At 60.8% G+C, this 12190-nt stretch carries 11 protein-coding genes and 2 tRNA genes; 8 read left to right on the top strand and 5 right to left on the bottom strand.

What is annotated here, in order from left to right; genetic code table 11:
* Window positions 1-301: 301 nt before the first annotated feature.
* Window positions 302-1963 (top strand): DEAD/DEAH box helicase, encoded by a 1662-nt coding sequence (locus AC07OF_RS12200; RefSeq protein ID WP_038608503.1) that lies wholly within the window; start codon window positions 302-304, stop codon window positions 1961-1963.
* A gap of 59 nt (window positions 1964-2022) precedes the next feature.
* On the opposite strand, the gene AC07OF_RS12195 is transcribed toward AC07OF_RS12200, so the two are convergent.
* On the bottom strand, window positions 2023-2790 hold the full coding sequence (locus AC07OF_RS12195; RefSeq protein WP_157191710.1) for a DODA-type extradiol aromatic ring-opening family dioxygenase: 768 nt from the start codon (window positions 2788-2790) through the stop codon (window positions 2023-2025).
* Between the two features lie 104 nt (window positions 2791-2894).
* Here AC07OF_RS12195 and AC07OF_RS12190 point away from each other — a divergent pair, with 104 nt between their 5' ends.
* The gene (locus tag AC07OF_RS12190) at window positions 2895-3545 is read left to right on the top strand and encodes a thiopurine S-methyltransferase (protein WP_157191711.1); all 651 of its coding nucleotides are present in this window, start codon (window positions 2895-2897) and stop codon (window positions 3543-3545) included.
* Between the two features lie 48 nt (window positions 3546-3593).
* Here AC07OF_RS12190 and htpX read toward each other — a convergent pair whose 3' ends face one another.
* Together htpX and AC07OF_RS12180 are read right to left on the bottom strand one after the other, a co-directional pair.
* Window positions 3594-4481, bottom strand: a complete 888-nt coding sequence (gene htpX / locus AC07OF_RS12185; protein WP_038608512.1) for a protease HtpX — start codon at window positions 4479-4481, stop codon at window positions 3594-3596.
* Window positions 4482-4703: 222 nt separating this feature from the next.
* Window positions 4704-5915 carry a pyridoxal phosphate-dependent aminotransferase gene (locus tag AC07OF_RS12180; RefSeq protein WP_038608515.1) on the bottom strand — a complete coding sequence of 404 codons (1212 nt, stop codon included), beginning with the start codon at window positions 5913-5915 and terminating at the stop codon, window positions 4704-4706.
* A gap of 167 nt (window positions 5916-6082) precedes the next feature.
* Between AC07OF_RS12180 and msrB the strand changes: the two genes are divergently transcribed.
* Window positions 6083-6475, top strand: a complete 393-nt coding sequence (gene msrB / locus AC07OF_RS12175) for a peptide-methionine (R)-S-oxide reductase MsrB (RefSeq protein WP_038608517.1) — start codon at window positions 6083-6085, stop codon at window positions 6473-6475.
* A gap of 16 nt (window positions 6476-6491) precedes the next feature.
* Entirely contained in the window at window positions 6492-6977 is a 486-nt protein-coding gene (locus AC07OF_RS12170; protein ID WP_157191712.1) for a glutathione peroxidase, read from the top strand.
* Here AC07OF_RS12170 and AC07OF_RS12165 read toward each other — a convergent pair.
* Window positions 6970-9330 carry a response regulator gene (locus tag AC07OF_RS12165; RefSeq protein WP_495072925.1) on the bottom strand — a complete coding sequence of 787 codons (2361 nt, stop codon included), beginning with the start codon at window positions 9328-9330 and terminating at the stop codon, window positions 6970-6972. The genes AC07OF_RS12170 and AC07OF_RS12165 overlap by 8 nt on opposite strands.
* An 82-nt stretch (window positions 9331-9412) precedes the next feature.
* On the opposite strand from AC07OF_RS12165, the gene AC07OF_RS12160 reads away from it, so the two are divergent.
* Entirely contained in the window at window positions 9413-10306 is an 894-nt protein-coding gene (locus AC07OF_RS12160) for an ATP-binding protein (RefSeq protein WP_157191714.1), read from the top strand.
* Window positions 10299-10781, top strand: a complete 483-nt coding sequence (locus AC07OF_RS12155) for a GAF domain-containing protein (RefSeq protein ID WP_476445649.1) — start codon at window positions 10299-10301, stop codon at window positions 10779-10781. Before AC07OF_RS12160 ends, AC07OF_RS12155 begins: the two co-directional genes overlap by 8 nt.
* Window positions 10782-10934: 153 nt before the next feature.
* Here AC07OF_RS12155 and AC07OF_RS12150 read toward each other — a convergent pair whose 3' ends face one another.
* Window positions 10935-11702, bottom strand: coding sequence for a hypothetical protein (locus AC07OF_RS12150; protein WP_495072924.1), 768 nt, complete (start codon window positions 11700-11702; stop codon window positions 10935-10937).
* A gap of 336 nt (window positions 11703-12038) precedes the next feature.
* Between AC07OF_RS12150 and AC07OF_RS12145 the strand changes: the two genes are divergently transcribed.
* Together AC07OF_RS12145 and AC07OF_RS12140 are read left to right on the top strand one after the other, a co-directional pair.
* Window positions 12039-12114 (top strand) — tRNA-Glu (locus AC07OF_RS12145).
* Window positions 12115-12116: 2 nt separating this feature from the next.
* A tRNA-Gly gene (locus AC07OF_RS12140) sits at window positions 12117-12189 on the top strand.
* Window position 12190: the final 1 nt, after the last annotated feature.

Here is a 12190-nt window from a genome sequence, read left to right as displayed (position 1 = left end):
GTACCAGACCCGTCGTCACGTGGCCTGGCGCAGGCGTGTTGGAATAAAAAAATCTCCCGTGATTGGCTAAATCAGGTATAGTACGCGCCGGTCTTTTACCGGACCTCGTTTAGGTAGTGCAATTCCCCGAAGCCAGCTTCGGCTGCGCGTCCGCCCCGCGGACTCTCCTTGACGTTCCTATTTTTCTTCAATCGTTTTCGCAAATCCCCGCCGACAAAGCTGCCAGGGTGACCTTCGGGTCTTACAAGGCATGCGCAGCTTTGGAGCATGGGTCTTTGCGGATGCACTTAGAGGCAGACCCATGACCCAGGAAACCGGCGGCTTCGCCGCTCTCGATCTTCATCCGAGCATTGTTGCTGCAGTATTGGCTACCGGCTACGAAGAGCCATCCGCCATTCAGCAGCAATCGATCCCGATTATTCTCGCCGGTCACGACATGATCGGTCAGGCGCAGACAGGTACCGGTAAAACCGCTGCCTTCGCACTGCCTATCCTGAACCGCATCGACCCGAGCAAGCGCGAGCCGCAAGCCCTGATCCTGGCGCCAACCCGTGAGTTGGCGCTGCAAGTAGCTACCGCTTTTGAAACCTACGCCAAGCAGATGCCGGGCGTTACCGTGGTGGCCGTTTATGGTGGTGCCCCGATGGGCCCACAATTGAAAGCAATCCGCAACGGCGCGCAAATCGTCGTCGCTACCCCTGGCCGTCTGTGCGACCACCTGCGTCGCGACGAGAAAGTCCTGGCAACCGTCAACCACCTGGTGCTCGACGAAGCCGACGAAATGCTCAAGCTGGGCTTCATGGACGACCTCGAAGTGATCTTCAAGGCCATGCCGGAAAGCCGTCAGACCGTGCTGTTCTCGGCGACCCTGCCAGCTTCGATCCGCGCCATTGCCGAACGTCACCTGCGTGACCCGAAGCACGTCAAGATCCAGAGCAAGACCCAGACCGTAACCGCGATCGAACAAGCCCACCTGATGGTCCACGCCGACCAGAAAGTTTCCGCTGTCCTGCGTTTGCTGGAAGTGGAAGAGTTCGACGCGCTGATCGCCTTCGTGCGTACCAAGCAAGCTACTCTGGACCTGGCCAGCGCCCTGGAAGCCAAAGGCTACAAAGCCGCTGCGCTGAACGGTGACATTGCCCAGAACCAGCGTGAGCGCGTCATCGACTCGCTCAAGGATGGCCGTCTGGACATCGTCGTCGCTACCGACGTCGCTGCCCGTGGTCTGGACGTACCGCGCATCACTCACGTGTTCAACGTTGACATGCCGTACGACCCGGAGTCCTACGTTCACCGTATCGGCCGTACCGGTCGTGCCGGTCGCGAAGGTCGCGCGCTGCTGCTGGTTACCCCGCGTGAGCGTCGCATGCTGCAGGTGATCGAGCGTGTTACCGGCCAGAAGGTTGCTGAAGTTCGTCTGCCAAACGCCCAGGCCGTTCTCGATGCGCGCATCAAGAAGCTGACCAACAGCCTGGCGCCGCTGGTTGCTGATGCCGAATCGACCCACGGCGATCTGCTCGATCGTCTGACCGCCGACATCGGTTGCAGCCCGCGTGCCCTGGCCGCAGCCCTGCTGCGCAAGGCTACCAACGCTCAGGCGCTGACCCTGGAAGCTGTCGAGAAAGAGCAGCCGCTGGTTCCGACCTACACCCCGCGTGAGCGCACTGGCGAGCGTCCAGAGCGTGGCGAGCGTGAGCGTCGTGCGCCAATGCCGCTGGGCGAGGGTCGTGCCCGCTGCCGTACCGCGCTGGGTGCTCGTGACGGTATCGCTGCCAAGAACCTGCTCGGTGCCATCCTCAACGAAGGCGGCCTGGCCCGCGAAGCAATCGGCCGCATCCAGGTGCGCGACAGCTTCAGCCTGGTCGAGCTGCCGGAAGAGGGTCTGGAGCGTCTGCTGGCCAAGCTCAAGGACACCCGTGTTGCCGGTAAGCAGCTGAAGCTGCGCCGCTACCGCGAAGACTGATCCGCGAGCAATAAAAAAATCCCCGACTGAGTCGGGGATTTTTTTTGTCTGCAGCAACCTCAATCGAACCGGTAGATGTCCATGCCCAAGGCCCCCAGGGTGAAGCCCTGATGGACTATCCCGAACTGCTCACCGGCACCGCGGGCAAAATACAACGGCAACAGATGCTCATCACTCGGATGGCTGCGCACGGCAAACGGCGCCTGGTGCCGGTAATCATGCAGGGCCGGCGTATCATCTGCCTGCAGTTTCTCGATCATCCAGTTACGAAACGCCAAAGCCCAGGGTTCGATGCTTTCCGGGCCGGCGCGCCAGTCCAGTTCGCCGAGGTTGTGGGTGATGCTTCCCGAGCCGATCAACAGAATGTTTTGTTCACGCAAGCTGGCAAGTGCAGCGCCTACCAATTCCTGTAGTTTCGGGCCGAGCTGGGTCGGCAGGGAAACCTGCACCACCGGAATATCCGCTTTGGGGTACATCAGCGATAGTGGCACCCAGGTGCCGTGGTCAAAGGGTCGCTGTGGATCGAGGCGGGCCGGCATACCGGCGGCGCAGAGCAATTCACTCACGTGCTGAGCCAGGGCGGGATCGCCTGGAGCCGGGTACTGCACGGCATACAGCGCAGCGGGGAAGCCGCCGAAGTCATGCCAGGTGTCTGGCTGAGGGCTGCTGGATACCAGCAGCTCACGGCTTTCCCAGTGCGCTGATACCACCACAATGGCTTTCGGTCGCTCCAGCTCTGCGGCCAGGCGTTTCAATGCCGGGCCACTGGCGCCCGGCTCCAGGGCGAGCATGGGAGAGCCGTGAGAAATAAACAGGCTGGGCAGCATAAGGGCGTTCCTGACGTTTAAGATGAGACCATCTTCAGGCAGAACATTGATCTAAATCTAATATAAGTTTTCGCAGTATTTGATCGAAATTATCGAGGTGAGCCATGCAGGCAGAGTTTTGGCATTCACGCTGGAATAGCAATCAGATCGGCTTTCATCAGTCCCGGGTCAACGCCTACCTCCAGCAGCACTGGCCGGCGCTGGGTGTGCCGGCGGGCGCGCGGGTGCTTGTGCCGTTGTGCGGCAAGAGCCTGGACATGCTCTGGTTGGCAGGGCAGGGGCTGCAGGTGCTGGGCGTCGAGTTGTCGGAGCGGGCTGTGGAGGACTTCTTCACTGAGCATCAACTGCAGCCGCAAGTGACGCAGGACGGTGTATTCAAGGTTTTCCGCTGCGAGGATGTCGAGATTCGCTGCGGTGACTTCTTCGCCCTGACGGCGGAGGATGTCAGCGGTTGCAGCGCATTGTATGACCGCGCCGCAGTCATCGCTTTGCCTGAGCAGATGCGCAAGCGCTATGTCGCGCATCTGCAGACGATATTGCCGGTCTCGGCGAAAGGCTTGTTGATCACTCTGGATTACGATCAGACGCAAATCGACGGACCGCCGTTTGCCGTTACCGATGCGGAAGTGCAGGCGCTGTTCGCTGCCTGGCACCCGCTTGAGCTGGCAGCGCACGATGTGCTGGAAGACAGTCCGAAGTTTCAGCAGGCCGGCGCCAGTCATCTGCTGGAGCGGGTCTATCGACTGTCGCGCTGAAATGAAAAAGGGCGACCCTGAGGTCGCCCTTTTTTCTTGCATTGTCCCTTAGCCGCGACGGCGCAGGGCTTCGATGCGGTCTTCCAGCGGTGGGTGGCTCATCAGCAGGCCAGCCAGGCCCTGCTTGAGGCCGCCGTTGATGCCGAAGGCGTTCAGGGTGTCAGGCATGTGCACTGGCACGCCTTGTTCCGAACGCAGGCGCTGCAGGGCGCCGATCATCGCACTGGTACCGGCCAGGCGTGCACCGGCTTCGTCGGCGCGGTACTCGCGTTTGCGCGAGAACCACATGACGATCATGCTGGCCAGGATGCCCAGCACCAGTTCGGCAACGATGGTCGCGATGTAGTAAGCGATGCCCTGGCCTTCTTCGTTCTTGAAAATCACCTTGTCGACAAAGTTGCCGATGATGCGGGCGAAGAACATCACGAAGGTGTTGACCACGCCCTGGACCAGCGCCAGGGTAACCATGTCGCCGTTGGCGACGTGGCCGATCTCGTGGGCCAGTACCGCACGTACTTCATCAGGCGAGAAACGCTCCAGCAGGCCCTGGCTTACCGCAACCAGTGCGTCGTTGCGGTTCCAGCCGGTGGCGAAGGCGTTGGCCTCGTAGGCCGGGAAGATGCCCACTTCCGGCATCTTGATGCCGGCTTCGCGGGACAGCTCTTCAACGGTCTGCAGCAGCCACTGCTCGTGGCGGGTGCGCGGCTGGCTGATGATCTGCGTGCCGGTGCTCATTTTCGCCATCCACTTGGAGATGAACAGCGAAATCAGCGAACCGGCAAAGCCGAACACGGCGCAGAAAACCAGCAGCTGGTCGAGCTTGAGGTCAACCCCGTTTGCCGCCATGAACCCATTGAAGCCGAACAGGCTCAGGGTAATGCTGGCAATCAGCACAACCGCAAGGTTGGTGGCTACAAACAGTAAGATGCGCATCATGGTTGTTACGTTCTCCTGACGGATAAAAATGTCACGTATGCGGGGTATATAAGGTGCAGGCTCCAGCGATTCAACCGGGCGACTATTTCAAACTGTGTACTTCTCTGTATTACAGCCGAATTCCATCATCCCGCACGCCAGAGCGCCAAGGCTTACAGAGAGGGAAATAATTCTGTAGGGCCTGCGCCGGGAGTGGCGCAGGCCTTGGCAAACGCCTGTAGGTTACTGCTGATAGGTCTTCAGGAAGTTTCCGATACGGCCGATGGCCTGTTCCAGGTCGTCGACCCGTGGCAGGGTCACCACGCGGAAGTGATCCGGCCACGGCCAGTTGAAGGCGGTGCCCTGAACGATCAGCAGCTTTTCCGAGAGTAGCAGGTCAAGCACGAACTTTTCATCGTTATGGATCGGGCAGACCTTCGGGTCGATCCGCGGGAAGGCGTAGAGCGCGCCCATGGGTTTGACGCAGCTGACACCGGGAATGTCGTTGAGCAGCTCCCAGGTGCGGTTGCGCTGCTCAAGCAGGCGTCCAGGTGGCAGGACCAGGTCATTGATGCTCTGGTAGCCGCCCAGGGCGGTCTGGATGGCATGCTGGCTTGGCACGTTGGCGCACAGACGCATGTTGGCCAGCATGTCGATGCCTTCGATGTAGCTCTGGGCATGGTGCTTGGGCCCGGAGATGATCAGCCAGCCGGAGCGGAAACCCGCCACCCGGTAGGACTTGGACAAGCCGTTGAAGGTCAGGCAGAGCAGGTCCGGGGCCAGCGATGCGGTGCTGATGTGCACGGCTTCGTCGTAGAGGATCTTGTCGTAGATCTCGTCGGAGAACACCACCAGGTTGTGCTGGCGCGCCAGTTCCAGCATGCCCAGCAGCAATTCGCGCGAGTACACCGCACCGGTCGGGTTGTTCGGGTTGATGATCACCAGCGCTTTGGTGTTGGAGGTGATCTTGGCCTTGATGTCGTCAAGGTCGGGGAACCAGTCGGCCTGCTCGTCGCACAGGTAGTGCACCGGGTTGCCGCCGGCCAGACTCACTGCGGCGGTCCACAGCGGGTAGTCCGGGGCCGGAATCAGCACTTCGTCGCCGTTGTTGAGCAGTGCCTGCATCGACATCACGATCAGCTCGGAGACGCCGTTGCCCAGATAGATGTCTTCGATGCCGACACCTTCGATCTGCTTCTGCTGGCAGTACTGCATGACCGCTTTACGCGCGCTGAACAGGCCTTTGGAGTCACTGTAGCCCTGGGCGGTCGGCAGATTGCGGATCACGTCCTGGAGGATTTCGTCCGGCGCCTCGAAACCAAATGGCGCCGGGTTGCCGATGTTCAGCTTGAGGATGCGATGGCCTTCCTCTTCCAGGCGTTTGGCGTGCTTGAGCACCGGGCCGCGAATGTCATAGCAGACATTGGCGAGCTTGTTCGATTTGCTGACCTGCATGATGTGATCCCGATTAGAAAAGATCGCCGCGCACTGCGCTGTGAAATCGTTTGAAAAGCGTGTAACGCGGGTGCCAGACTGATGCCTGATGAGGCGCAATAATATACGTGCCGACCGCGTTGTGGAAAAGACGCAGCGCGGGGTTTTTAGTCTGCCGAGGCCTGCACATGGAAAAGATAGAGAAAACCCTGGAAGAATGGCGCGCCATGCTCGACCCCGAACAGTACAACGTCTGCCGCCTGAAGGGTACCGAGCGGCCGTTCAGCGGCAAGTACAACAGCACCAGGACTGACGGTGTCTATCACTGTATCTGCTGCAATGCGCCGTTATTCGATTCGAAGGCCAAATTCGACTCCGGTTGCGGCTGGCCGAGCTTCTACGAGCCGATCGAAGACAGCGCGATGGTCGAGATTCGCGACACCTCCCACGGCATGATCCGCACCGAAGTCACCTGCGCCCACTGCGATGCCCATCTGGGGCATGTGTTCCCTGACGGTCCGCCGCCGACTGGGCTACGCTATTGCATCAACTCGGTCTGCCTGGACCTGGTTCCACGCTAACAGAGGAGAAAAGGTCATGGCCGACGCGCTGCTGAACATTCCCTGCGTCACCCTGGGCGGTGAGCAGAAGGTCCTGGGCGACTTCCAGGGCAAGGTACTGTTGGTGGTCAATACCGCCAGTCAGTGCGGTTTTACCCCGCAATACAAGGGGCTTGAGCAGCTTTGGCAGCGTTACCGCGAGCGCGGCCTGGTGGTGGTGGGCTTTCCGTGCAACCAGTTCGGCAAGCAGGAGCCGGGTGATGCCCGGGAAATCGCCCAGTTCTGTGAAACCAACTTCGGTGTCAGCTTTCCGCTGTTTCGCAAGATCGAAGTCAATGGCGACGGCGCCCATCCCTTGTTTGTCGAACTGAAAAAGCGCGCCCCCGGCCTGCTCGGTTCGCAAAAGATCAAATGGAATTTCACCAAATTCCTCGTCGACCCGGCCAGCGGCAAGGTCACCCGCTATGCGCCGAGCACCAAGCCCGAAGCGCTGGCCGCTTCGATCGAGAAGCTGCTCAGCTAGTCGTCAGCGGCACCCAGTGATCGATCAGGCCCAATAGTTCCTCGCGACGGAAGGGCTTGGCCAGGTAGTCGTTCATGCCCGCCGCCCGGCAGCGCTCACGCTCTTCGGGCATGGCGTTGGCGGTCAGGGCGACGATGGGCAGGTTCGGCCAGTGTCCGCTCTGGCGGATTCTGCGGCTGGCCTCATAGCCGTCCATGACCGGCATGTTGCAATCCATCAGTACCAGATCGAAGGGCGTGCGTTCGAGCTGATCCAGCGCTTCTGCGCCATGCGCGGCGATGCTGACGTCGCAACCGAGCTTGGCCAGCATGCCCTTGGCCACCAACTGGTTCACCGGGTTGTCCTCGACCAGCAGGATATGGGCACGGCGTTGGCTGTGCAGAGCACCCTGGTGTGCGTTGGAATTGATGCTGTCGGATCCGTGCAGCGTGCGCCGCAGGGTCTGGTACAGGGCGTTGCGCGCCAGTGGCCGGGCCTGCTGCTGCAAGGGCGCCAGATGCACGGCCTGTTCACCCGGAAGAAAGTTGCCGTAGGCGGTCACCAGCAGAATCGGCACCTGTATCTGCGGGCGAAGCGCAAACAGGTTGTCCAGGTCGTCGGTAATCAGCAGGTCAGGGTGGGCGTCACGCAGCTCGTCAGGGTGGTCGTAGCGCCGGTAATCCAGGCCCCAGCCAGGTAGCAGAGTGTGCAAGAGCTCAGCCAGGCCGCTGCCGGCATTGCTCAGGGCGGCGACGCTGCCGCGCAGACGCTCTGCAGGGACGGCCGGGGAGTGACAGGGCAGGGGCAGCTCGGCGCTGAACTGGCTGCCGAAGCCGGCTTGCGAACTGATGCTCAGGCGTCCGTGCATGGCCTCGCAGAGATTGTTGGTCAGCGCCAGGCCCAGGCCGGTCCCGCCGTATTGGCGGGTAATGCCGGCGCCGGCCTGGATGAACGGCTGGAAGATCCGTACCTGGGCCTCGTGGGGGATGCCGATGCCGGTGTCGCAGACATCCAGGCGCACGCCACCGCTGTAGGTGCGCAGGCGCACATCGACGCGGCCGAAGCGGGTGAACTTGAGGGCGTTGGACAGCAGGTTGCTGACAATCTGGCGTACGCGGGTCGGGTCGCCGAGGACCATGGCGGGAAACTGCGGGTCGATCAGACAGGTCAGCTCGACGCTCGGCGCGGCGTTCTGTGACAGCAGGTTGGCGGTGTCTTCGACCAGGGCGCCAAGGTCGAACGGGATACGTTCCAGCTCCAGTTGACCGGCGTCGAACTTGGACAGGTCGAGGATATCGTTGAGCAACTCCACCAGCACCTTGCCTGAGTCGTGGGCAATCGACAGCTGCTGGCGCTGCTCGGCATTGAGCGGGCTGTCCAGAGACAGGGCGATCATCCCCAGCAAGCCATTGAGCGGGGTACGGATTTCATGGCTCATGTTGGCCAGAAAGGCTGCGCGTGCCTGGGCCATGTCCAGAGCACGCCGGCGTGCATCCTCCAGCTCCTGGTTGGATTGGCTCAGGCGCGTGTTGCTGGCCTTGAGCTCAAGGGTGCGTGCCGAGACGATGTCTTCCAGTTCGTTGAGGTATTCGGTCAGGCGGTTTTCGGCGTTGCGCCGTTGCTGGATTTCGGTGGCCATGCTGACGAACTGCTGATTGGCGACTTTCACCAGCACGCCGATTTCATCGTGCTCATGGCCGGGCGGGAACGACAGCTTCGACTGCTCCGGTTGGCGCGAGTCGCGATTGGCCAGGGCACTGATCACCCGCACCAGCGGCTTGGTCAGCATGAAATAGAACAGCGCCAGAAGGATGCCGGTAAGGATCAGGCTGCGGATGAAGCCGTTGAGCAGGGTGACTTCGGCACGCTTGAGAAAGCGCCCGCCAAAGGCGAAGGTGTCGACCTCCAGGTACAGGGTGCCGAGGTATTCGTCGGGCATGTGGCCGAGAAACAGCGGGTCCTGGAATTGGCGGCTTTCACCGAACAGGAAGTCGCTGATCAAGCGATAACTGCTTTCCTCCCGGGGCCGCTGCACGTCCGCCAGCACCATGTCGTTGTTGTCGATCAACCATGCCCGGGTGATTGCCGGTGATTGCAGCAAGCCGCCGGTGAGCTCCTGCGCCAGTTCCGAGTCGATGTTGTAAGCGATGCGGGCGGCGGGGTTGTGACTGATTTGCAGCAGTGCCTGCATCTCGCGGTTGATGGAGGCGTCTTCACTGGCATAATCGATACCGATCTGGATGAGACTGAGCAATGTACCCAGGATGAAGCCGACCAGGACCGTCAGCCGGGCTTGCTTGTAGGACAGGCGATTGGTGAACTTGATATCCATGAGTCCCGGGCCAGTTTCACATTCCGTGCGCTGCGCAAGCATAGCCGATCAGCCCCGGCTGCTGGCACGCCCTGTCACACATTCAGCAGTGCCGTTGTCCTTGAATCTATCTTGAGGAACCATTGTGGACTCTCGTTTAAATACTTTTCTGGAGCGTGCCGAAAGCGTGCTCGCCCGTCTTGAACCATTATTGCCTGCACCACGCTCGCAGATCGACTGGAACCATTGCCTGGCCGCACGCTGGCAGCGTGATGGCCGCAGCGGCTATCTGCTGCCGCTGGAGGTCAGCCTCGATATGCGCCTGTCGGACCTGATCGGGGTTGACCTGCAGCGCGAGCAACTGGGGCGCAACACGCGTCAGTTCCTCGATGGCATGCCCGCCAACCACGCGCTGCTGTGGGGCTCGCGCGGCACAGGCAAGTCTTCACTGGTGCGTGCGCTGCTGGCCGAGTATGCCAAGGCCGGGCTGCGCCTGATTGAAATCGAGCGCGATCACCTTGCCGACCTGCCACGGGTGGTGGAGCAACTGAGCAAGTTGCCCCAGCGCTTCGTGCTGTTTTGCGACGACCTCTCGTTCGAAGCGGGGGAGGGTGACTACCGGGTGCTCAAGAGTGTGCTCGACGGCTCGCTTGAGCAGGCGCCGGACAACGTGCTGTTGTACGCCACCTCGAACCGCCGGCACCTGGTGCCGGAAAAGCAGAGCGACAACGAAAACTGGAAAATGGTCGACGGCGAACTGCACCCCAACGAGGCGGTCGAGGACAAGATCGCCTTGTCCGATCGCTTCGGCCTGTGGCTATCGTTTTACCCCTTCACCCAGGATCATTTCCTCAATGTGGTCGAGCACTGGATCGGCCAGCTGGCCAGCGCCGCCGGGCTGACCTGGCAGCGCGATGAGGCGCTGGACATACTCGCCGTGCGCTGGGCCACTGGCCGCGGCAACCGTAATGGCCGTTGTGCCTATCAGTTCGCCCGGTACTGGGTCGGACTGCAACTGTTGGAGCAAAAACATGATTGACCTGAACGCCTCCGGTGCCGGCCTTGAGGGCTACGGCTTGCTGGCTGCTCAGCTGGAAGCCCTGTTTGCCGATGAGCGCGACTTCATTGCCAATGCCGCGCAGTTCTCGGCGTTTCTTTACAGCCAGGTTGAAGACCTGAACTGGGCGGGTTTTTACCTGAACCGTAATGAAGAACTGGTGCTGGGCCCGTTCCAGGGCCAGGTCGCCTGTGTGCGGATTCCGTTCGGTCGTGGTGTGTGTGGTGCGGCAGCAGCCAGCCGCGAAACCCAGCGGGTTGAAGATGTGCATGCGTTCCCGGGGCATATCGCTTGCGATAGCGCATCGAACAGCGAGCTGGTGATTCCGCTGGTCAAGGAAGGGCGGCTGATAGGTGTGCTGGATCTGGACAGTCCGAAGCTGGCGCGCTTCAGTGCGGCGGATCAGGAGGGGTTGGAGCGTCTGGCGGGGATTTTTCTGCGTTTGACTGACTGCTGAGGTGACGGTCACTGCTTAAATATTGTGGGAACAACAGTCTGTCACCTGCTCATTTGTGGGAGCCGGCCTTGCCGGCGATGGGGCGCGTAGCGGCCCTGGCCCGGCTGCGCCGGGCATCGCCAGCAAGGCTGGCTCCCACAGGTTTGGGGAAGATCAGTCGTAGATGACTTTCTTCTTCCAGTCTTCCGTTGTATCGGTCTTCAGGCCTTCCGTCAGCTCGTTCACTTCGTCCTCGGCGGGCTCGAGCTGGCTCAGCACCTGGGCATTGGCCCGGGCCAGCAGCTTTTCCATGTACTCAAGCTGCTCGCGGTACACCGCAGGGTCCGGCTGCTTGCGCAGGTACTGGACGCCGCGCTCGAAGGCCAGGCGTGCATGCCCTGGCTGATTCTGTTGCAGCGCCTGCTGGCCGAGGTTGTTGAAAAACTCGATGTGCAGCAAGACCAGGATGTGGCGGATTTCCTTGACCCAGTACTTGGCCTCGTTGGTCGGCAGGAAGCCTTCTTGCGCCGCGCGGGTGATCTGGTTGTGCATGCCTTCAAGCAGAAAACGTACATCTTTGGCCCGGGCTTCGGTCTGGATCGGCGCGGGCGGGTTATTCACCGGCAGCGTTTCACCCTTGGCGATCAGGCCTTCAAGTTCGGCAATGCGCGCGCGGATTGTGCGGCTGTGCTTGTCCAGAGCCAGCTGGCGCTGGTTGAGGTTGAGCTCGAGGCGGGTCAACAGCAGCTTCAAGGCCGGGGTCATCAATTGGCCTGGGAAGGTTTCGGTGATCTCGCCACAACGGCGCAAGCGTTCAGCCAGCTCAATCTTCAGCCGGGCGCGCTCGAGCTTGTTGTTCTCGACCACATTGTTGAGGTAGCCGATCACGATCAATAACGCGATCCCCGCCACAATAAGCAGGGTGATCATAAGTGGTGTCACCGTTAACGCCTCATACAGGATGATTTACCAATTGAGTGTAGTGGCTAAGCTTTTGGCCGGATAGAGCTGTTTGGCGGTTCTCAGGGGCTCCCTGATGGCATTTTGCTCTTCGATTGCCGCAGCCATGGGGGTTTCAGCCTGGGCAAGGTGTCAGAAAATAAACGTCAAGGCGCAGGCGCGCAAAATTCTGCGCGCTCTCGCAAAGCACCGGGAAGTCATTGATTTAAATAAATTTATACAGAGGGGTTGACGGCTTTCCAAAGCATCCCTAGAATGCGCGCCACTTGCAGCGTAAAGCACACAGCGAAACGCGGCAGGGAGTGAATGTTGTAGTGTGTCCCCTTCGTCTAGTGGCCTAGGACACCGCCCTTTCACGGCGGTAACAGGGGTTCGAGTCCCCTAGGGGACGCCAATGCGGGAATAGCTCAGTTGGTAGAGCACGACCTTGCCAAGGTCGGGGTCGCGAGTTCGAGTCTCGTTTCCCGCTC

This window comes from Pseudomonas sp. GW821-FHT10B02 (genome assembly GCF_059415665.1).
The sequence above is the reverse complement of the archived record's forward strand: the minus strand, read 5'-3'. Positions and strand labels throughout refer to the sequence as shown.